The 22645-nt window shown below is 41.2% G+C and carries 22 protein-coding genes and 1 pseudogene; 5 read left to right on the forward strand and 18 right to left on the reverse strand.

Annotated features, from left to right (window positions below):
* The first annotated feature begins 311 nt into the window (after positions 1-311).
* From BLR11_RS07005 to BLR11_RS07025, 5 genes are all read left to right on the forward strand, one after another.
* Positions 312-1235 carry an RluA family pseudouridine synthase gene (locus tag BLR11_RS07005; protein ID WP_091649923.1) on the forward strand — a complete coding sequence of 308 codons (924 nt, stop codon included), beginning with the start codon at positions 312-314 and terminating at the stop codon, positions 1233-1235.
* Complete coding sequence (fba, locus tag BLR11_RS07010) at positions 1216-2148, forward strand: class II fructose-1,6-bisphosphate aldolase (protein ID WP_091649926.1); 933 nt, start codon at positions 1216-1218, stop codon at positions 2146-2148. The genes BLR11_RS07005 and fba overlap by 20 nt, the downstream gene beginning before the upstream one ends.
* 81 nt (positions 2149-2229) lie before the next feature.
* On the forward strand, positions 2230-2496 hold the full coding sequence (gene rpsT, locus BLR11_RS07015; RefSeq protein WP_091649928.1) for a 30S ribosomal protein S20: 267 nt from the start codon (positions 2230-2232) through the stop codon (positions 2494-2496).
* A gap of 64 nt (positions 2497-2560) precedes the next feature.
* Entirely contained in the window at positions 2561-3925 is a 1365-nt protein-coding gene (locus BLR11_RS07020) for an MATE family efflux transporter (RefSeq protein WP_091650001.1), read from the forward strand.
* Positions 3918-5150, forward strand: coding sequence for an aminopeptidase (locus BLR11_RS07025; protein WP_091649931.1), 1233 nt, complete (start codon positions 3918-3920; stop codon positions 5148-5150). Before BLR11_RS07020 ends, BLR11_RS07025 begins: the two co-directional genes overlap by 8 nt.
* 75 nt (positions 5151-5225) lie before the next feature.
* Here the strand turns inward: BLR11_RS07025 and BLR11_RS07030 are convergent, their stop codons facing one another.
* The 18 genes and pseudogenes from BLR11_RS07030 to BLR11_RS07115 all read right to left on the reverse strand — a co-directional run.
* Positions 5226-5756 (reverse strand): TlpA family protein disulfide reductase, encoded by a 531-nt coding sequence (locus tag BLR11_RS07030; protein ID WP_091649933.1) that lies wholly within the window; start codon positions 5754-5756, stop codon positions 5226-5228.
* Positions 5757-5976: 220 nt separating this feature from the next.
* A complete protein-coding gene (locus BLR11_RS07035; protein ID WP_091649936.1) occupies positions 5977-7878 on the reverse strand; it encodes a type I glutamate--ammonia ligase in 1902 nt (633 codons plus the stop codon).
* 206 nt (positions 7879-8084) lie between these two features.
* Positions 8085-8540: a GatB/YqeY domain-containing protein gene (locus BLR11_RS07040; RefSeq protein ID WP_091649938.1), complete on the reverse strand. Its 456-nt coding sequence runs from the start codon at positions 8538-8540 to the stop codon at positions 8085-8087.
* A gap of 29 nt (positions 8541-8569) precedes the next feature.
* Positions 8570-8749, reverse strand: a complete 180-nt coding sequence (gene rpsU, locus BLR11_RS07045) for a 30S ribosomal protein S21 (RefSeq protein ID WP_091649940.1) — start codon at positions 8747-8749, stop codon at positions 8570-8572.
* Positions 8750-8872: 123 nt separating this feature from the next.
* Positions 8873-9997 (reverse strand): radical SAM family heme chaperone HemW, encoded by a 1125-nt coding sequence (gene hemW, locus BLR11_RS07050; protein WP_245675108.1) that lies wholly within the window; start codon positions 9995-9997, stop codon positions 8873-8875.
* Positions 9997-11796 carry a translation elongation factor 4 gene (lepA, locus tag BLR11_RS07055; protein WP_091649945.1) on the reverse strand — a complete coding sequence of 600 codons (1800 nt, stop codon included), beginning with the start codon at positions 11794-11796 and terminating at the stop codon, positions 9997-9999. The genes hemW and lepA overlap by 1 nt, the downstream gene beginning before the upstream one ends.
* A 17-nt stretch (positions 11797-11813) precedes the next feature.
* Positions 11814-12893: a tRNA 2-thiouridine(34) synthase MnmA gene (gene mnmA, locus BLR11_RS07060; RefSeq protein ID WP_091649948.1), complete on the reverse strand. Its 1080-nt coding sequence runs from the start codon at positions 12891-12893 to the stop codon at positions 11814-11816.
* Positions 12886-14043: a cysteine desulfurase family protein gene (locus BLR11_RS07065; protein WP_091649951.1), complete on the reverse strand. Its 1158-nt coding sequence runs from the start codon at positions 14041-14043 to the stop codon at positions 12886-12888. The genes mnmA and BLR11_RS07065 overlap by 8 nt, the downstream gene beginning before the upstream one ends.
* A gap of 53 nt (positions 14044-14096) precedes the next feature.
* On the reverse strand, positions 14097-15071 hold the full coding sequence (locus tag BLR11_RS07070) for an AEC family transporter (protein WP_091649953.1): 975 nt from the start codon (positions 15069-15071) through the stop codon (positions 14097-14099).
* Positions 15072-15099: 28 nt separating this feature from the next.
* Positions 15100-15564 (reverse strand): PTS sugar transporter subunit IIA, encoded by a 465-nt coding sequence (locus BLR11_RS07075; protein ID WP_091649956.1) that lies wholly within the window; start codon positions 15562-15564, stop codon positions 15100-15102.
* A gap of 21 nt (positions 15565-15585) precedes the next feature.
* Positions 15586-16443: a 16S rRNA (adenine(1518)-N(6)/adenine(1519)-N(6))-dimethyltransferase RsmA gene (rsmA, locus tag BLR11_RS07080; RefSeq protein ID WP_091649959.1), complete on the reverse strand. Its 858-nt coding sequence runs from the start codon at positions 16441-16443 to the stop codon at positions 15586-15588.
* Positions 16436-16987 carry a ribonuclease M5 gene (gene rnmV / locus BLR11_RS07085; RefSeq protein WP_091649962.1) on the reverse strand — a complete coding sequence of 184 codons (552 nt, stop codon included), beginning with the start codon at positions 16985-16987 and terminating at the stop codon, positions 16436-16438. The genes rsmA and rnmV overlap by 8 nt, the downstream gene beginning before the upstream one ends.
* Positions 16980-18233, reverse strand: a complete 1254-nt coding sequence (locus BLR11_RS07090; RefSeq protein ID WP_091649964.1) for a methionine gamma-lyase family protein — start codon at positions 18231-18233, stop codon at positions 16980-16982. Before BLR11_RS07090 ends, rnmV begins: the two co-directional genes overlap by 8 nt.
* Before the next feature lie 22 nt (positions 18234-18255).
* The gene (miaA, locus tag BLR11_RS07095) at positions 18256-19200 is read right to left on the reverse strand and encodes a tRNA (adenosine(37)-N6)-dimethylallyltransferase MiaA (RefSeq protein ID WP_091649967.1); all 945 of its coding nucleotides are present in this window, start codon (positions 19198-19200) and stop codon (positions 18256-18258) included.
* Complete coding sequence (locus tag BLR11_RS07100) at positions 19193-19984, reverse strand: class I SAM-dependent methyltransferase (RefSeq protein WP_091649970.1); 792 nt, start codon at positions 19982-19984, stop codon at positions 19193-19195. The genes miaA and BLR11_RS07100 overlap by 8 nt, the downstream gene beginning before the upstream one ends.
* A gap of 7 nt (positions 19985-19991) precedes the next feature.
* The gene (mutL, locus tag BLR11_RS07105) at positions 19992-21917 is read right to left on the reverse strand and encodes a DNA mismatch repair endonuclease MutL (protein ID WP_091649972.1); all 1926 of its coding nucleotides are present in this window, start codon (positions 21915-21917) and stop codon (positions 19992-19994) included.
* Positions 21914-22351: a MutS-related protein gene (locus BLR11_RS07110; protein ID WP_091649974.1), complete on the reverse strand. Its 438-nt coding sequence runs from the start codon at positions 22349-22351 to the stop codon at positions 21914-21916. The genes mutL and BLR11_RS07110 overlap by 4 nt, the downstream gene beginning before the upstream one ends.
* A gap of 42 nt (positions 22352-22393) precedes the next feature.
* Positions 22394-22645 (reverse strand): annotated as a pseudogene (locus BLR11_RS07115) (hypothetical protein); the annotation flags it as partial.

Consider the following 22645-nt stretch of genomic DNA (forward strand, 5'->3'; position numbering starts at 1 on the left):
TAACATATAAAATTCCTGCTTTCTAATTGTATTTAAATAGCAATTGAAATATTACATTTTATAATATTTCAACGAGGATATTTCCATCATATATACTTATTCCATAAATGTTTCTAATATCCTTTTTTTATAACAATCTTTTTCTAATGACGAATCGCGGTAAAATAAAAATAATAAATCCCCCTATTATCATATCGGGACATTTATTAGCCATGAAATTATCATTCCGCATATAGATTTATTGCAAAGCATTTTGTATAATAGATACGTATAAAAGTATTGGAAAAAGTATGGGAAAGAGATGCACATCTATGATTGAATTTACAGTCGGATCACTTACAAAACGCACTTCCTTATTAGGCGCCTTGCGTCATAACGGCATATCGGCAACAATGCGCAGAAAAATAAAGCATAACGGAATCTGTAAAATTAACGATATCCCCGCTACCTGGCGTGATTTTGTCGTAAAAGGTGATAAGGTAACTGTAGATTTACCGATCACACAGTTTTTTGATCCGGAACCAATGGATCTTGATATTGTGTATGAAGATGACTATTTATTATTAATCAATAAACCACATGGTCTTCTCATGCATCCTACCTCAGGCCATGCAGAAGGAACCTTAGCCAACGGTGTTCTCTATTATTATCAGCAAACAAAGCAGCGTTGCGCATTTCATCCGATGCATCGTCTGGATAGAAATACTTCGGGGATCGTTATGCTGGCAAAACAACCGCAGATACAATATGCATTCTCCCGAAAACATCTATTCTATAATCGATTTTACTTAGCTATTACAAGCGGCTATTTTCCTTCTTCGCAGGCAACCGTTCATTTTCCTATCAGCAGAAGTCCGGAAAGCATTGTAAAACGAATTATTTCCAAAGACGGAAAACCTGCTTGGTCTGATTTTAAACGCATTGCCGCCAATACAGAATACAGTTTGATATTAGTTACCCTGCACACGGGCCGAACACATCAAATTCGTGTGCACTGCAGTAATTTAGGATATCCGTTGCTTGGTGATGATTTATACGGCGGTTCCAAAGAACGAATCAGCCGTCAGGCACTGCATGCATATTGCGTGCAGTTTACTCATCCTGTAACTGGTAAAATAATTAATATTATGTCTCCTGTCCCGGCAGATATGCAGAAATTAATACAGGAAGCCGGATGGGATGATATGGTAAAAACTACGCTGGGAGGAATTAAAAATGCCATTAGTAACAACTAAAGAAATGTTCAAAAAAGCGTACGAAGGTAAATACGCCATTGGGGCTTTTAATGTAAATAACATGGAAATCATTCAGGGCATTACAGATGCTGCAAAAGAAGAACAGTCCCCTGTAATTTTACAAGTTTCTGCAGGTGCAAGAAAGTATGCCAAGCATATTTATTTAATAAAATTAGTAGAAGCCGCCCTTGCTGATTCTGATGATTTGCCGATTTGCCTGCATTTGGATCACGGTGACAGTTATGAACTTTGCAAAGACTGCATTGATGGCGGATTTACGTCTGTAATGATTGATGGTTCCAAATATCCTTTTGAAGAAAACATTGCATTGACTAAAAAAGTGGTAGACTATGCACATAACAGGGGCGTCGTAGTAGAAGCAGAATTAGGAAAATTAGCCGGCATCGAAGATGCTGTAAATGTAGATGTCCGTGATGCGACCTTTACCGACCCCGATCAGGCTGTAGAATTTGTAGAACGGACCGGAGTGGATTCTTTGGCCGTTGCTATAGGCACGAGCCACGGCGCCTACAAATTTAAAGGTACTCCGTATCTCGACTTTGAACGACTTGAAAAAATTTCAAATATGCTGCCGGACTATCCGCTTGTATTACATGGAGCTTCTACTGTCATGCCTGAATTTGTAAAAAAATGCAATGAATTCGGCGGACAAATCCCCGGTGCTCAAGGTGTCCCTGAGGATATGCTGTTCAGAGCGGGAAAAATGGGCGTCTGCAAAATAAATATAGATACAGATCTCCGTCTTGCTATGACGGCTTCTATCCGCGAACAACTCATCAACGATCCCTCCAACTTTGATCCGCGAAAATATTTAGGTCCAGCGCGTACAGCTATAAAAGGCATGGTTCAGCATAAAATGCGGGATGTATTGAATTGTTCTCATAAAATTTAAAAAGCATTTGAATGACATTGATTTTTCTAATTATTTATGTTAAAATATTTTAGTGTGTTGTAGATTGAGGAGGTGAATCAATTGCCGCAAATTAAGTCCAATATTAAAACTATGGAAAAAGACGCAGTTCGTCATGCAAAAAATTCTCAGGTTAAATCTTCTGTTAAAACTGCTATTCGCCGTACTGTAGAAGCTATCTCTGCAGGTGACGCTGATAACGTTAAAACAGCATTTGACAAGGCCAGCAGCGTTATCGACAGCGCTGCATCCAAGGGCGTTCTCCATAAAAACAGTGCAGCTCGTAAAAAATCCCGCCTAGCATCTAAAGTAAATGCTATGGGAAAATAATTTGAATGCCGACACAGCCCCGTATTCTACGGGGCTTGTTTTATATCTATTATCCGGAGGTCATATGCTATTCCCGCAGCCTGAACAATGCAAACATTTTATGAAATTATTTCCCCCGATTTTTTTAACACAGATAGCCCAAGTTGGTACTGCTGTTTTCAGTAGTATTTTCAGTGGTCAGGCTGGTACTATAGATTTAGCAGGTGTCGCAGTTGGTGTAAATATATGGTATCCTATTTTCGCAGGTATTTCCGGCATATTTTTTGGTATAACCCCTATCCTTGCGCAATTAAGAGGCGCTCGAAAATTGGAACGTATCCCTTTTTATATTATGCAAAGCATTTATATTGCCGCCTTTTTCTCTTTATTTATACTCGCCGCAGGATATCTCGTAATTGATCCTTTTCTATCCTGGCTGACGCTGGAACCATCTGTACGAGAAATTGCCAGTGGATATATGCATGCGCTTGGTATTGGCGTATTTCCTTTATTTATGATAGCGACGCTGCGAAATATAGTCGATGCTCACGGTAAAACCCATATATCTATGACCATTCTCTTACTAAACATGGCTACTACTATCGTGCTATTCCGTTTCTTGATTTTTGGCGGCATGGGCATTCCTCCCATGGGAGGAATTGGCGCAGGGTATGCCATTTCAATAGCAGCTTGGATTTCATTGTTTGTTTTTATTATTTTATTTCAAAAAATATCTCCCTTTAACTCCTATCATATTTGGACACGCCTAAGACCGGTGATGTTTATTTTATGGATACAGCAATTACGTTTAGGATTACCTATTTGCATTGCCATATTTTGTGAAACAAGCCTTTTCAGTATCGTAGGCCTGCTGATGAGTGAATATGGTACTGTATTTCTCGCCGCCAATCAAGCGGCTATAAGCTACTCTACCCTTACATATACTGTACCTTGGAGCCTCAGTCTTGCTGCTACAATTGTTGTTGGTTATGAAATCGGCGCTAAACACTATCAAGCAGCTCGGCAATATGCCGTACTTTGTCAAATTACTGCTTTAATTATTGCCTGTTTTACATCTGCGGCAACCTTTATTTTTATAAACCCTATTGCCTCGCTGTTCACCTCGGATACAACTACGTTTATACATATTAAAGCCTTTATAACGTTCGCAGTTATTTTTGCCTTTTGCGACGCTATGGGTACTCCGGTGCAGGGAATACTGCGAGGATACAAAGATGTAAAAAGTATCACGTGGATTGCTTTTATTACCTATTGGATCATCAGCCTTCCTTTGGGTCTAGGATTATCCCATTGGACGACCCTTGGTGCATATGGCTACTGGGTAGGTTTTATTATCAGCTTGGGAATAGCCGCAATTGCTTACAATACACGGTTATGGTGCCATACAGCACATATATATCAAGAAAAAGGAGATCAGCCTAATGATTGAAAAGAATAAGCTTCACTCGTATGCTCTTGTACTATTAAAAAAGGGAGTTAATTTGCAAAAAAAACAAATACTGGTTGTCAGTGCCCCCGTAGAGTCCAGTCAATTTGTTGCCATATTAACAGAAACAGCTTACCACTGCGGTGCTTCACAAGTAATAATAAATTGGCACTGTGATGATACAACACGGCTGCGGTATGAATGTGAAGCACTGGAAGAATTTGATCACGTTCCCGATTGGCGCCGCGAATTCAGCCTGCATTACTACCACAAAGGAGCTGCCTTTATCAGTTTGATTTCAGCAAATCCATATTTAATGAGCCATGTAGATCAGAAAAAAATTTTTTCTTGGCAAAAAGCACAACATACAGCTTTAAAAGAATATATAGACGGAATGATGGCATCTAAAGTATCGTGGCTCGTTGCTTCTGTCCCCAGTACCACATGGGCAAAAATTTTATATCCTGAAATGGATGAAAATAGCGCTTATGAAATGTTGTGGAAACAAATTTTATCTTCCTCTCGTGCTGATGGAATAGATCCGCTGCATGACTGGGATAACCATCTGGCTTCTTTGGAAAAACGCCGTAATTGGCTTTCTGACATGCATTTTAACAGTTTGCATTATACCAACAGCCGGGGAACTGATTTAACTGTCGTGCTGCCCAAAAAACATATCTGGCAAGGGGGTACGGAAGAAACAACTTCACATATTCCCTTCAATGCAAACATTCCTACTGAGGAAGTATATACGGCTCCCTTATCCATAGGAACCAGCGGTGTCGTCTATAATACAAAGCCGCTGGTCTATAATGGCAATATCATAGATAATTTCAGCCTCACTTTTTGCGATGGACGTATTACCCACATGCAGGCAGAAAAAGGCGAATCTATACTGAAACAATTAATAGAAGTAGATGACGGTGCTTCTCGTTTGGGTGAAGCGGCACTGATTCCTTACCACTCCCCTATTTCACTTTCAAATGTACTTTTCTACGAAACTTTATTCGACGAAAATGCCTCTTGCCATTTAGCTTTGGGAAAAGCATATCCTACATGCCTGGTAAACGGTTCCGAATTAAACGAAAATGAACTGAAATCTGCAGGTATAAACGACTCTATGATTCACATAGATTTTATGATTGGTTCCGAGGATTTGACAATTATCGGAAAAAAAGAAGACGGAACGGAAATCCCCGTTTTCATAAATGGAGATTTTGCAATTTGACACGCTGTATATAAAAACACGTATTAGAAATAACAAACTATTCCTAATACGTGTTTTTATATACAGGAGAAAATATTATAAAATAGGACCTAAAAACTTTTCCATTTCTCTTTCACTCATACCACCCGCATGTTGTGATATTATTTTGCCTCGGCTATCAATAATAAAAGATACAGGAATCGCATTTACATGATAGGCTTCCGATATACTATTCAAATCTCCTCTGTAAATAGGCATTTCAAATGAATTTTTCTGCAGGAATGCCTTTACATCCCCTTCATTTGAATCCACATTAATTACCACAAAGTTTATTTTATCCCCATATTTTTTGTAAAGTGCATCTATATGAGGCATTTCTTTTACACAAGGTGGACACCATGATGCCCAAAAATTAAGAAATACAGGTTTATCTATATATATGTCCCGTAAGCGCAGCTGTTGGCCATTGCCTCCCACTATTTTCACTGGAATATCCGGTGCTGTAGTTTCTTGCTCCACTTGTGAAATCTGCTTAGCTTGCTCCCTTTTTTCTGTATCCGTGGAACAGCCGGTCATTATAATCAAGATGGCAATAAAGATTCCTAACAGTATTCCCCTTTTCATCATCTGCTTCCCTCATTTACAAAATTTTAATATAATGCCTTAATTATATCATGAAAAATTTAAATCTTCCATATGAGATCTATCCTATTTTGTTCATATACCCTTAGACATGTAAAAACAAAGTATCATACTTACTTAATATAAAAAGCTGACCCCCATAAGCTAGATTTCTAGGTCTAACTTACGGGGGTCAATACACAGAGCAGGTTTTCCTTTTTACACCTTAAAATGCATTATGAGAATATTCATAATACAACGCTTCTAATTCATCCATCTTTGCATTCATAGCAATCATCAAATCGGAAGCTTCATCATAATTCTTTTCGCCTAATGCCTTCTTTATTTTTGAGAAAATAGATAATCCTTTTTCTGTATCACGGCCTAATTCAGTACGCAAGTTATTGATTTTTGTCCAGCGTTCTACTTCAAGCGGATTTGTATCAGCATCTGTATGAAGAGCTTTTGCAGCAATAACTTTTTCTAAATTATCAGGAATAATACGATATTGGAGTTCCAATGCCCACCGTGTCAAGGCCCCAATTTTAAAGGAATCCATCAATCTGGCAGGGAACGCTTCGCAAGCAAGTTCCGCTTTCTTTTCTGGATATTCGGACAATGCTTTGAGATTTTCCCAAACAGTAGCGGGAGCTTTGCCAAACTTAGAAACCAATTCTTCTTCATCAAAGTTTTCAAATACATCAACTTCAGAGCGATATTCGCGATCTTTTTCAAGATATCCGGCTTCTTCACCCTGTTTTTTCGAAATTTCAGCTAATAATTCCGTTGTATCTTTTTCTTCCCCGAGAGCATATTTAATACCATCCAACGCTGCCAAATAAAATAAAGCAAGAATCAAATAGGTATTGGAGAACGGATTCGGAGCACGTACTTCGAATCGAGTAGCTTTTGGATTATCCATATCGCGGATTAATCCGGCAAGAACTGTACGATTACGTGTCGGAACATCCGGTGTTTCGCCGCCTAACGCGGTTACGATACAAATAGGAGCTTCAAAACCCGGCTTTAATCGATTCAAAGAATCGGTCGTAGCAGAAACAAACGGATTGATTACTTCATAATGTTTCAAAATCCCCATAATTGCGCCATAACCAACAGAACTTAAGAAATCTTCGTTCATATTATCAGGGCTGAACAAATTAACAAATTTTCCGTTCTTTAAAATGGCTCCCATACCAACATGCGTGTGTTCACCACTGCCGGCAACTCCAGTAATCGGTTTAGCCTGGAATGTAACTTCAAGACCATTTTCACGGAATACTTCACGGATAATAATACGGGCTTGAATTTCATTATCGGCAGCCTGTACCGGATCATTTGCATATTTCCAGTCTACTTCCAACTGTTCCAAAACAAAAATCAATTTACCGGAATCGTCAATTTGAGCCTTTATGCCGCCAACTTCTTTATGACCCATTTCTGGTTCCAGTCCATACTGTTCCAAACGTTCCACAGTCTGTTCCAATGCCGTCCGAACCAAACCATGTGTACGCTGCCAGTATTGTTCCTGCATTTTCTGAGAAACAGACAAAAGCCGGGTTGCTACGTCCTGACTAGGTGTTTTTACCCAGAATTCCAATTCTGTAGCAGACGTGAAGACGATTTTTGCAATATCATCCGGATTGATATCAATTCCTTTAATGCCATGTTTCTTTATCAAAGACAATACTTCTTCGCCTACATAATCTACGGTATTACGTAAAATCGAACGAGAATCTATATATCCAGTCGCGTGTTTTAAATAGCAAGGAATACGAAGAGTCCCAACCGGCTTGCCTGTAACACAATCGATATTTCCGTCATTATAATCTACAAACCAGTTAACTCCCGGATCAGCCTTCATATCCACACGGGCTTGGTCCAGTGTAGCGATACCTGGTAATACGACAGATGAACCATCCGTCTGAATAGCTGTAGCATTAAAGAATTTTTCATATTCATCAAAGAATGTGGAAATAGGGATTTTTTCATCCGTATCGTTTCCGGCCAAATCAATTCCCACCAGAGATACAAACTTGATTTCAGGGTGTTGTTCTAAAAGGGCAAGAACACCTTCCTTACCATATTGACCAGCAGGAATAACATAAACTAAACCTTCCTTTGACATACAATCTCCTCCTTTTAATAGCTAAAGCTTGCCTTTAGCTTTCTTTTTCCAATACACACAAGGGGTATTGAAAAAAAGAAAAAGACTCCCCCCCTTTGCAGGGTTGAAGTCTTCTTTGACTTAGTGACATGACTTATTCTATTTACAAATCATGCTTAGATATTACAATCAATTAGTAAATTTGTCAATACATACTCTTGATAAATTTAACTATTTTTTTGTAAAACATCTTTAACTGCTTGTGAAACCATACGCCCATCCGCTTTCCCCTTCACCAGGGGCATAACGATTTTCATGACATCTCCCATCTTCAATGAAATCATGTCTTTTCCAGCTAAGGCATCCATAACAATCTGGTGTAATTCATCAGACGTCAGCTGTCTCGGCATATATTTTTTCAATATATCCATTTCGGCTGCTGTCTGTTCGACCAAATCATCCCGACCGGCCTTTTTAAACTCTTCCAATGATTCTTGTCTTTGTTTCATTTCTTTGGCAATGATTACACCTACACCCGCATCATCTAACTCGATTTTATTATCAATTTCTGTATTACGGATTGCAGAACGAATCATTCGAATAACAGACAGTGCTGTTTTTCCGGATTCTTTGGCTTTCATTGCTTCTTTCATGTCCTGTAGCAGAATTTCTTTAAGAGACATTCTATCACCCTTCTGTCTTTACCAAAAGATTATGCTCTAAACTTCCGTTTCCGTGCTGCTTCGGACTTCTTTTTTCTCTTTACGCTTGGTTTTTCATAATGTTCCCGTTTCCGTACTTCGGAAAGAACACCTGCCTTTTGGCAAGAACGTTTGAAGCGGCGGAGCGCGCTATCTAACGTTTCATTTTTACCAACTTTGATTTCTGCCATCTGATCTCCCTCCCTCCAAAATTTTGTTAGGGAGTGCTTTTATATTGCACACATTAAAATTATACTCAAAAAGAGCTATTTTGTCAATCCTGCCGGTATGTACCGTAAACAAACAGGCTCCCTTCAATCTCGTATAAATTGCTCAAAAACATAGTTTCCATATGAAAATCCTAATTTGCTGAGACGACATCCGGAAGGTGTTGGAACCAACAGCTGCTGCGCAAATAATCGTTCTATGATATCTCCAAATTCAGTTTCTACGGTTGTCGAAAAAAGAATATGAAATTTTTCATAATCTATGCCGTCACACATACGCAAGGCTAAAATACAATAATCTTCAGCAGCCCGTCTGGATTCAATGGAAACGCTTGTCTCAACAACACTGCTTACACCCGCTTTATGTATATATTCAGGAATATTGGCAATATTGGCAAATCGCTTATTCTGATAAAAAGAATGCGCAGATACCCCAAAACCAAGATATGGCGAATATTGCCAGTATTTGCTGTTATGACGTGATCTAAATCCGGGCAGGCAATAACTGGATATCTCATAATGTTCAAAGCCTTCTGCCGCCATATTTTCATGTACAAGCGCAGCCATAGCCTCTTCCTCTCTCTCATCTGGCAGAAACACCCGCTGGTGGCGTATATCGTCCCAAAGAAGCGTATGATCTTCCACTATAAGGCTATAAATCGATGCATGCGTAATCGGCAGCTGTGTCAGTATCCTTAAATCTGTATATACATCTGCCACAGACTGTCCGGGAAGTCCAAACATCAAATCGGCGGAAATATTGGATATACCGCCTTCCCAAATAGTCATCACAGCATGTTTTCCTTCTTCTGCCGTATGCATACGGCCCAATCGCTGCAGCTGCTCATCTGAAAATGACTGCACTCCCAAACTGAAGCGATTGACCCCAATAGAACGCAAATCTTGTATATATGTGTCAGTTATATTATTGGGATTTGCTTCTATGGTAATCTCAGCAGAAGAATTCACTGAAAAATGATTTCTTACAGCACATAAAATAGACTCTACTTGCCGTGCTGTCAGTAAAGACGGAGTACCTCCCCCTAAATAGATCGTATCAACCGTTTCGCCAGCACCGGCTGCATAAACAATTTCCCGGCACAATGCTTTTACGTAATTCGAGAAGAAGTATGACACCCCGCCATAAGAAGGAAAATCACAATACCGGCATTTTTTTTGACAAAAAGGAATATGAATGTAAACACCAAGCATTATTTATCTACCTGCAGCACAGCCATAAATGCTTCTTGTGGAATTTCAACGTTCCCCACTTGCTTCATTCGTTTTTTCCCTTCTTTTTGCTTTTCCAATAGTTTTCTCTTACGCGAAATATCTCCGCCATAACATTTGGCTAATACGTCTTTACGCATAGCGCGAACATTTTCGCGGGCAATAATTTTATTTCCTATAGCTGCTTGGATAGGTATTTCAAAAAGCTGACGCGGAATAATGCTGCGCAGTTTTTCAACCAATGCCCGTCCACGTCGTTTAGCTGAGTCTTGATGAACAATCGTACTTAATGCATCAACGTTTTCCCCATTAATCAAAATATCCAATTTTACCATCGGCGACTGTTGATACCCATGTAATTCATAATCTAATGAAGCATATCCCCGAGTAGATGATTTTAATGTATCAAAATAATCATAAATAATTTCACACAAAGGCAGATCGTAGACTAATGATACCCGTGTTTCATCAAGATAATCCATGCCTATATACTGTCCGCGGCGATTCTGGGATAACTCCATGACCGTGCCAACCATGTCTTTTGGGATAATAATCGTAGTTTTTACGAAAGGTTCCTCAATATGGTCCACTTTAGTCATGTCCGGCAGCAGCGAAGGATTATCCACCTCCTGCATAGACCCATCTGTCAAGTACACATGATAAATTACAGAAGGTGCCGTAGTAATAAGTTGTAAATTATACTCCCGCTCCAATCGCTCTTTTACGACATCCATATGTAATAAGCCAAGGAATCCGCAGCGGAATCCAAAACCTAAGGCAGTGGATGTTTCCGGTTCAAATAATAATGCGGCATCATTTAGATGCAGCTTTTCCAAAGCATCCCGAAGGTTGTCATATTCATTCGTTTCTATCGGATACAATCCGCAATACACCATTGGTGTTGCCCGACGATACCCAGGCAAAGGTTCCGCCGCTGGTTTTTCTACTTTTGTCACGGTATCTCCCACACGGCAATCCCGAACATTTTTCATACTGGCAGCCAAATAGCCGACACTTCCGCATTCCAATGAGTCAACCGGACGCATTTGCGGTGCAAATATACCGAGCTCCGTAATCTCAAAGACTTTTTTGGACGCCATCATTTTAATTCGTTCTCCCGTTTTTAAACATCCTTCTACAATACGGATATTAGCAATAGCACCTTTGTATGAATCAAAGTGAGAATCGAAAATCAGTGCCCGCAGCGGTGCATCAGCAGCATCCTCCGGTTCTGGGACGCGCTGCACGATAGCTTCCAGAACATCCTCGATGCCAACTCCCGTTTTAGCACTGACAAGAATCGCTTCTGAGGCATCAATCCCTATAATATCTTCGATTTCTTTGGCCACTCGTTCGGGGTCTGCACTGGGTAAATCAATTTTATTGATAATCGGTACGATTTCTAAATCGTGTTCCATTGCCAAATAAACATTTGCTAACGTCTGCGCCTCAACTCCTTGAGTAGCATCGACAACAAGAAGAGCTCCTTCACAAGCGGCAAGACTTCGTGATACTTCATAATTAAAATCGACATGCCCTGGCGTATCAATCAGATTAAGTGTATATGTATTTCCATCCTTGGCAGCATAAGATAAGCGAACAGATTGGGCCTTTATCGTAATCCCACGTTCGCGTTCCAAATCCATCGTATCTAAAAGTTGATCTTCCATTTCCCGTTTTTGAACAGCCCCTGTTTTTTCAATCAAGCGGTCTGCCAGCGTAGATTTGCCATGATCAATATGCGCGATAATTGAAAAATTGCGTATATATTTTGTTGCCATTATTCTTTCTCCTCTATTTATATAATAACACCGCCGCCAAGAACACGCTCGCCATCATATAAAACAAGCGCTTGTCCTGCTGTCACGGCACGTTGTGGAATATCAAAGTCAACTTGTATCCGTTCTTCATTTACATGAACCATACATGCTGCTTCCTTAGCAGCATAGCGGATTTTCCCCTGCGCTCTGAATGAAGATGCTGCCGGTTTCCCTTCGACCCAAGATACCTGATTCGCAAAAACCGTATGGGAAAACAAAGATTCCTGATTTCCCACAATAACACGATTATGAAGTACATCAAGAGCGGTAACATAATACGGGCCGCCAGGCCCGCCTAAATCAAGACCGCGTCGTTGCCCGATAGTATAACAGGGGATACCTTGGTGACGTCCCAGACAGTTACCCTGAGCGTCCACAAAATCGCCCGTGCAAAAAGCAGCGGGAATGCGGCTGCGCAGAAAACGTTTATAATCATTATCAGGAATAAAACAAATATCTTGACTTTCCGGTTTGTCAAATACTGGCAATCCAAAGGTTTTAGCCAATTCTCGTGTATGCGTTTTTTCAAGATCAGCCATAGGAAACAAAATGTGGGGCAATATACCCTGAGTTAATTGATACAATACATATGACTGATCTTTGTGCCTGTCAGTACCCCGCAAAAGTTCATATATGTTTCTTTCTTGATTATATGCAATGCGTGCATAATGACCTGTTGCCAGGAAATCCGCACCAAATTGCTTGGCTTTCTCCCATAGCAGTCCAAATTTTATATACTTATTACAGGCAATGCACGGATTGGGTGTATTCCCGGAAGCATACGCTTCCACAAAATAATCAATAACAGTCTCTTTAAAAACATCTCTGAAGTCCAATGTATAATGAGGAATTCCTAAGACAGAAGCAACTGCTTTGGCATCATCTACTGCTGACAACGAGCAGCAGGCATGTACATTATCAATAACTTTGCACTGTGACTCCTCTTCCCACAGCCGCAATGTAATCCCCACAACATCAAACCCTTTTTGCTTCAATAAAGCCGCTGTAACAGAACTATCTACACCGCCGCTCATAGCAACCGCTACTCTTTTATCCATGGTCTTCCTCCTTTCCCAACATATCCGTAACCGTCCGATTTATAATTTCAACAGCTTCCGTTACGTCTTCCATTGTCGTCTCTGCTCCGAAAGAAACCCGAACACTACTATGTGTCCATTTTTCCGGCAGTCCCATTGCTTTAAGAACATGGGAAGGTTCAACGGCTCCGGCTTCGCACGCAGAACCAGCTGAAACACCCACACCCTGCATATCAAGGGCAATTAACAGTACCGCATTATCTATGCCGGAAATACTGAAATCTAAAATATTAGGAAGCGAATGCTCCCATTCTCCATTTAAATGAAACACCGCGCTATTCATACTAAGTGTTTCATACATATATTTTTTTAATCTTCTTGCCTGATCATACCGCTGCTGTCTTTCTTTTTCTAAAATAGCCGCTGCCGCTCCGAAGCCAACAATTCCAGCTACATTCTCTGTTCCTGCCCGTAAATGATGCTCCTGCGGGCCACCATACGCTTCCGATGAAATTTCTATTCCCTTCCGAATATACAGCGTTCCCATTCCCTTCGGACCGTAAATTTTATGGCTGCATATAGAAAGTAGATCAATATGATCTGTTTGAGGATACACAGGTAAGTAGCCAAATGCCTGTACAGCATCAACATGAAAAATGATATGATGATCTCTGGCAATGTTTCCAATATCTGCAATCGGCTGAATCATGCCAGTTTCATTATTAGCATACATGCAGGAAATCAACACCGTATCTTTACGCAGCGCCTTTCGAACATCGTCGGCATCTACACAGCCTGCATTATTTACCGGAAGTATCGTTACTGTATATCCCTCCTGCGCCAATGCGCTAAATGTATGCAGTACCGCTTGATGTTCTACTGCTGTAGTAATAATATGGCCACCCTCAGGATGATTCGCTCGTAAATACCCTCGTATCGCTAAATTATCAGCTTCAGTTCCACCGCTGGTAAAAATCAGTTCTTCTGCAGAAACACGCAAGCAATGTGCTACTTGTTCCCGTGCCTTTTGCACTGCAGCCCGAGCCTGCTGTCCCCAATAATGAAGACTCGAAGGATTTCCGAATTCCGTCGTCAGCCAGGGCATCATGATCTGCAATACTCGTGGATCCAGAGGCGTTGCCGCCGCGTAATCCAAATATATCCGTTTCATTATTTAACTCCTTGATAAACAGGCTTACTTTATATCATACCATAAAACATGATTTATATAAAAAGCAAATGTCCTAAAAAAATAAAAAAAGTCATCGTAAAAGCACTTAATGCTGTTGTATTCATAACGACCTGCGTAGCATACTCCGGACAGTTATTAAACTCGATAGCATACATTGCCGTATTTACGGCTACCGGCACAGAACAATAAATTAAAAAGACGATAGAAGCAACCGGTGAAAAGCTCCCCGGAATAATCAAATTAGCAGCATAAATCGTTGCTAATCCCAAAAAAGGAAATAGCATTAATTTAACAATACTCGTAAGCCATACTTCATGATCCAGCCACTTAATCGTTGTCCGATGCAGCTGAATTCCTATACTGATCATCGCTACCGGCAGCAATGCCGCCCCCGACATCTCCATGATGGGCCAAAAGAAAAATTGGGTAGCGTCCCAACCCGAAAAACGTGCGACTAAGGCTGCGGTAAACACATAAATAATCGGCATCCGAAAAACAACTCCCAATGTATCTCTTGCCGACAGGCGTCCCCGTCCTGCCTGATATAAGCCAATCGTGTTCAACGTAATATTTTGTATAACAAAAATCAAAATCTGAACGACCATCGCCTCTGCCAGATAAGGCGTCTGTCCGTTGACAACAAAAGGATCATGTGAAAACACTAAAATAACAAGCGCCACTCCAAGATTTCCAGAATTGTTAAACATAAGGGCATTTCTGCAGGATTCCAGCATGCATGCATCATAATGTCTCATTTTGCTGATAAAAGTTGCTACTAAAAAACCAATAAACATTAAAAAGAAAATACAAGAAATAATGATGGCACTGGTAGCCGGAAAATCTGTCTTATACAAATTAGTAAATACAAAACTCGGTATAATTAAATAAAATAATAATTTAGATAACGTTTTTACATCTAGACTAAATTTTTTATCTAAATAAAAGCCGATCAACACTAAAAGAAAAATAGGCACCATCGTATGTTCTAAAATATAAAAAAATACCATACATTCCCCTCCTATATGACTGCCGCATCTATTGATAAGATATTTTCAATACAGCCGATTTATCTTCCAAATTCTTTGTTATACAGCCATGAATATCTTCCAAATTGGTAACAACAATCATAACTGTAGACGCCTTTCCCTGACTTTTCAAATAGGCCGCATCAAAAGAGAGCAATGTCTCACCTTTCCGTATCGTCATTCCAGGTTTAACATGAGATATAAAACCATGCCCCTGTAACGTGACCGTATCGATGCCCACATGAATCAATAGTTGTACTTTTCCCGCTTCAACAGCAACCGCATGCAAGGTATCTGCAAGCAGAACAACCTTGCCATCGCAGGGTGCCGTAATATCAGATGTTACCGGTTCGACCGCGAACCCATCCCCAAGTATTTTCTGTGAAAAAACAGAATCATTTACTTCTGTAATATCTATCACGCTGCCCTCAACAGGGGCAGCAATAACCGCTGTCTTTTTCCCTATACCAAACATAATTTTCGCCTTCTTTTTGACTTACTTTCGAATATATCGTGTCCATGCATCTGCCACACAGGCAAATTCATCCAGCGACATCGTTTCACCGCGTCTGCCTCCATCAATGCCGCAGTTATTCAATATATCTGTCACTGCTTCTTTCGAAAGTCCTGCTGCTTTTAATGTATTAGAGAAAGTTTTACGGCGTTGTGAAAAAGCTATTTTTACCACTTGAAAAAAACGTTTTTCTTCAAGAACTTCAACCGCCGGTTCCTTGCGTATATCCATAGAAACCACCGCGGAGGTAACCTCCGGTGCCGGCATAAAAGCCTTCGGCGGTATCTCAAACAATAAGTGCGGCTCCGTATAATATTGTACTGATACAGACAACGCACCATACACTTTGCTTCCCGGCGCAGAAGTCATACGCTGAGCAACTTCCCGCTGCACCATAACGACCAATTTCTCCACCGGAAGACGTTGTTCTAATAATTTCATAATAATAGGTGTCGTAATATAATATGGCAAATTAGCACATACTGTAAACGGCTTATGTCCCATCAGTTCAAGTATATCCGTCCGTAAAATATCCCCCTGAACGACCCGTACATTGGGATAGTGTTCCAACGTCTTTTCCAATACCGGAAGTAAATGTGTATCAAGCTCAACCGCGGTAACAGCTGCACCGGTTTCAGCTAAAGCCTGAGTAAGGGTGCCAATGCCAGGTCCTATTTCCAAGACTGGGTCATTTTCTTTGAGTACTGCGGCATCCGCGATAGATTGAACCACCGCATGATTTACCAAAAAATTCTGCCCCAATTTTTTATTCATTCTTAACCCGAATCGATCAACAATATAACGTACTACATCCGGTTTTGACAAATCCACTTCATTCATTCTCAGATACCTCATCTATCTGGCATATCGCTGCTTCCCACTCGGTACGCAGTACGCCGTAATGATTCAAACGTCGTAAAAATTGCTTGGCATTACCATAGCCAATTCCCAATACCGCGCCTGCTCGATTTCGTCGTTCAGCCGCTGCTGCGCTTCCATTCATGCCTGCTGCCATTAAGTCTTCCATCGTAAATTCGCAATACGGTTCAAAAGAAACACACCGAACCTTTGAAAGTGCCGAACGTATGGCTTCCGGAGAGGCTTGTTCCACTCCCAGATCATTATTGGCAATAGCTTCTTCTCTTGGAATAAATGCATGTTTAGCTTTTGGGAACCGCTGTGTTAAATATGTACGAATCCGTTCACCGGCACTATCAGGGTCTGTTAAGATAATAATTCCTCTCTTTTCATACGCATACCTGATTTGTTCCAATGTATCGGACCGCAGACAAAATCCATCTGTTTTAATAATGTCGGCATCCACACTTTGCTGCAGCCGAGCTATATCGCTTTTTCCTTCAACAACAATGACTTCTTTAATCATTCCTCTGTTCCTCGCCATTTTCAGAAATATAACGGGCCGCATTCAAAATAGCCAGCACATTATGTTCAAATACAATACCTCCCTGCAAATAAATCATATAAGGCTCGCGGATAGGTCCATCCGCAGAAAGTTCAATTGATGATCCCTGTACAAAATCTCCAGCTGCCATGATAATTTTATCGGCATATCCGGGCATATCGTCAGGAATCGGTCTAACATGCGCATCAACAGGGGAAAACGATTGTATTCCCTGACAAAAAAGACACATGTTTTTTTCGTTTTTCAAATAAATAGTTTGTATCAAATCACAGCGAAGTGTATCTGCCGTAGGAGATACATCAAAACCCAGCTCAGAAAATACAGCTGCCGCAAAAACAGCGCCTTTGATCGCCTGTGCCGTAACATGAGGTGCGGAAAAAATACCTTGAAAGAATAATCTATATCCGGCAGCATAGGATCCAAGTTCTGTCCCTAATCCCGGTGCAGTCAAATAATCGGCTGCTGCATCTACTAAGTCTGCTCGTCCGGCAATATATCCGCCTGTAGGTGCGATACCGCCGCCTGGATTTTTGATAAGAGATCCTGCTATAATATCTGCTCCCACCTCTAATGGTTCCTGTTCCGCCGCAAATTCTCCGTAGCAATTATCTACAAAACAAATTGTATCAGGACTAATTTTCTTAACCGCAGCAATAATCGTTTGTATATCTTCAAGTGAAAGAGATGCACGTGTACTATACCCGCGGGAACGCTGCAATAAAACAACTTTAGGATTTTTTCCGGCAGCATCGCGGATCCCATCCAAATCATATGTATTATTTTTTAACGGAACTTCATCATATCGAATACCCTTTTCCTTGAGAGAATGTGCCGTCTCATGCGTATATCCAATAACGCTTTGCATCGTGTCATACGGAGCACCTATAAGTGAAATCAATACATCATCTTTTTGCAGCAATGCACAAAGTACAGTTGCCAATGCATGCGTGCCGGAAACAAAATGCGGCCGCACAATCGCTTTTTCTGCTTTAAAAATATGAGCAAATACTTCATCCAATTTTTCCCGTCCTAAATCACTATACCCATATCCTGACGTGCCGGCAAATTGGTATGACGATACTTGGCAGTCCTTAAATGCCTGCAGTACTTTTCCCGTATTATGCAAACTGATCGTATCAATATGTTCAAATTGCTTGGCACAAACAGCCAACGCTTTTTTTCTAATTAATTCAAAATTAAATGACAAAATTCCAGATCCTTTCTTTCTGCTATACGTTCCACTTCCAGTATGTTTCTATATCCGTTATAACACTATGTGCCAACTCTTCTTCCGAAGCATAGTGTTCTTTTTCATACCAATGAATATACGGCATGCGTTTATACCAAGTTAACTGCCGTTTAGCAAAGTGCCGTGTACGAATTTTAATACGTTCTGCCATTTCTTCAAATGTGAGTCGATGATTCAGATATGCTGTAATTTCTTCATAGCCAATCGCTTTCATTGACTGACAATCCGCCGATATTCCATTCTCGAGCAATGAAATTACTTCGGTTATCCATCCATTTGCCAGCATATCATCTACTCGCTGATTAATTCGTTTATATAACACTTCCCGCGGTAATCGCAGACCGATAACATAAGCATCATATAGGGGTTCTTTTTCTTTATCTGTATGTACAAATGCAGCCCCTTCCTGGCCTTCGATAGCACATAAAAGACGGACAAGACGGTGTGTATTGCAAAATAATTCGTTCCAATCCACTGGCTGCCAATCTGTATTTTTTCTGATATATGCCGCTAAATCCTCTCGCGTCGAACGAGCAATACGTTCTCGTGCCCGCTCCCGCATAGCTTCGCTTGATTTAGGACCATCAAAATGAAACCCTTCCAAAAGAGACTGCACATATAAACCGGTGCCGCCAACAAGAACCGGAATAGCTCCTTTAGCATTCAGCTGCTGTATAGCTTGTCCGGCCATATAGCAGAACGCAGCCGCTGAATAGGTTCCCGACGGATCGATAATATCAATAAGATGATGTGTATAACGGTGCAGTTCTTCTGCTGTAGGTTTTGCCGTACCAATATTCATTTTTTTATATATTTGATAGGCATCACCAGATATAAGCTCGGTGTGAAGCTTCTCCGCTAAAAAAAAACTCAGCGACGTCTTACCCACAGCGGTCGGTCCAATAATAGCAATAACTTTATCCATGTTCACACTCCAATACGGCATATCCGATTCTGCTATATTTGCCGCCATATAATTTTACGCGGGGATATACCATTTTCAATCGCCGGAAAGATCTTCCTTTGATTACAACTCGCCGTCTGGCTTTGGTTAACGCTAAGGCCAGACACTCATCCGACATGGCTTCATGTTCCAGCAAATTTCTTACAGGATGAAACTGCGGACTGCTCTGTATAGGGCGGGAAAACATAGGATCAAAATAGATAATATCATACGGTGCTATATCCGTCCGCTGCAAATAGTCCCGGTAATCATCATGTTGCAATCGTATGCGCCGCATGGCCTCCGTCACATCTGCCTGTTTATGCACAAAATGAGCTAGTCCCCAAGAGGTAACAGCCGCCATATACGGTGATATTTCCAGCGCATGCACATCCGATCCTGCCGGAAGACCAAAAGAGGCTACAATCGTATCCGATCCAAAACCACACGTGCAATCTAATAATCGTACCGGACCTTCTGCTCCCAAGGCTTCCAGAAAATGATCCGGCATTCCCTGTCGGATATGTTGAATACGAAGTTCCGCCATACTTAAATGAAAAGCATGCCGACCCAAAAATGTCCGTATTTCCGGTCCCTGCACCGTGAATACAAGAATTGCTTCAATATGATATGCTGTCAAAAGCTGTTCTATATTCTGCTCTCCGCGTTCTATAAAAAAGGCATGAATAGCGACTGCCCATTTACGGCCTTGTTCACAAATCGATTTACTGGCATGCAGCGAGGTAGTAACATATACCGTTTCCATTTTCCCCCTACGTTCTCTTAAATAACTTTGCCAGCTCTTCCGGTGTAAAACGCAAGATAATCGGACGTCCGTGAGGGCAGACAAAAGGTTTATCCGTATGAAATAAGTCTTCCAAAAGCTGCTTCATTTGCCGAATATTCAGAATATTTCCTGCCTTGATCGCACCATGGCAAGATAAATATGCTAAGGACCGATGTCTCATCTCTGCTTTATCCGGCTCTTTATCTTCATGGAGAAACTTGCAGATATCGCGCAAAGAACCCGCAATATCACTTGTCTTCAAGTCACTGGGAATTGCCTGCATACGTAATGTATTCGGTCCTGCTTCCGAATAGACATATCCTAAATCATCAAATATTTCCTGACGCTCTAAAAGAAGTGTCATATCTTCCGCATCTACTTCAACAAATTCAGCAGTTAATAATTGTTGTGACGGCATCTTTTCTACGCGATTGCAAAATGTATCATAACGAATGCGTTCATGTGCAGCATGTTGGTCAATAATGTACAAATCCTGCCCTTTTTTCGCTATAATGAAACACTCCGCAACTTGCCCTAACGGAATAAAAACAGAATCATCGCCTTCAAAAACAATTACCGGATCTGTTTGCGGTACACCGGCTGCACCGGATGCCGATCCCTGATCCAGTATCTCATTGAAAACATGTTCCTCCTGCTTCGTGGCTCTAGAGGCAGCCTCGTGATTCCATTCCGCATGCCCCGCAACGCCGCCGGCATAGGAGAAAACATCATGTGCTTCGGATACCCTTCCTTTTGCCTCCGGTAAATCGAGTGATTCCTGTGTAAAAGATGCTGGACGTGTTTCAGGAAACGACGATGCCGTTGTTGATTCAGTAGGTTCTGCTATTGATTCCGCTATCTCCATTTTTTCAGCCTGAAACGAAGAAATATGGGGAACCGTTGCGATCTGTTCCGGTTTTTCCTGCTGCATCAGCGCTTGAATAATACCATGATATACGACTCGGTATATTGCCTGTTCTTCCGAAAATTTTATTTCTGTCTTAGCCGGATGCACATTAACATCAATGGATGCCGGATCCATTTGCAAGTGCAGCATAGCAAACGGATATCCTGACTTTGGCAGCATAGCGTGGTACGCATTTTCGATTGCTTTAAAAAGAACCAGATTATGAACAATGCGATGATTGACAATACACGTCTGCCACGCCCGGGAACTTTTTAAAACAGAAGGTTTTCCAACATATCCTTCTATATGTATATCATCTGCATCATATGTTACCGGAAATATTTCCTTAGCCAATGCCGTACCGTAAATATTAGCGATCGTATCAAGAAGCTGCCCGTTTCCACCCGTATGAACAGCCGTCCGGCCATTATTGATAAAAGTAAACTCAATAGAAGGATGCGCCAATGCAAGTTTTATAATCATTTCATTGATTTTGCCGCTCTCCGTCCGTTCACTTTTAAGAAATTTTTTACGAGCCGGCGTATTATAAAATAAATCACGCACCTCCATGGTGGTTCCCACAGCAGCCCCCATTTGATCATCGGCAGCAACTTTTCCGCCATCCAGCAAAAGATGCGTAGCAAACGTATCTTCAGCCTGTCGGGTCGTTATCTGCAAATGTGATACTGCCGCAATGCTGGGCACAGCTTCACCGCGAAATCCCAATGAACTGATTGCATAAATATCCTCTACAGAACGTATCTTGCTGGTAGCATGGCGAATAATGCATTTATGAGCATCATCTGCACTCATACCGCAGCCATTATCGGTAACACGCATATAGGACTGTCCGCCATCGGCAATTTCAATCTCAATAGCAGATGCGCCGGCGTCAATAGCATTTTCCACCAGCTCTTTTACACAGGAAGCCGGTCGTTCTACGACTTCTCCTGCCGCAATTTTATTAGTTGTCGCTTCATCTAAAATAGTAATAATCGAATTCAATTTTTACCACTTCCTTCCTTTGCTTCCTTCTGCAAGGAATATAAAAAAGAAATAGCTTCAATGGGCGTCATACTGGACACATCGACTCCCATTAATTTATCTATAACCGGATTGGCAAACAAATCACCAAATCCATCATCAGCCGCCGGACCGGATGCCTGAGAAAATCCGGAAGACACGCTAGGTCCTCCCTGGGCCTCTAACTCAGACAAAATAACTTCTGCTCTTTTCAATAGCCCCTCCGGCAATCCTGCCAAGCGTGCAACATGCAATCCGTAACTTCGATCAGCTCCGCCGGGAATAATGCGCCGCAGGAATTTAATACTGCGGCCTCGTTCTTTCACAGCAACAGTATAATTTTTGATTTTATCATATTGTCCGGCCATGTCAATAAGTTCATGATAATGGTATGTGTCAAGAAGTTCTCGGTGAATGTATTGACCTAGATAATAGCTAGCCTCATCGACATCGTTTTTTTATAAAAATGCAGGCGTTGAGAAACTGTTAGCTAACTTCCCTATGGCACTGCTGGACGGGCCATTATTGCAAATGCGTCCGTGATGAATCCCTACATGCGTTTGAAAGGGAATCTTCCGCATGACTCGTCTCATCGTCCCACGGAAAGTGCGGCTGACTGGAGCGGTAAACCCCTTGGTCCAGTCGGCAAACGCCTGATCTAATTCCTTGTTTCGTATGGCCGTAATCACTTTCACCATCGCAGTCCCTCC

The sequence above is a fragment of the Megasphaera paucivorans genome (assembly GCF_900103535.1).
In the GTDB taxonomy this organism is placed as follows: Bacteria; Bacillota; Negativicutes; order Veillonellales; family Megasphaeraceae; genus Megasphaera_A; species Megasphaera_A paucivorans.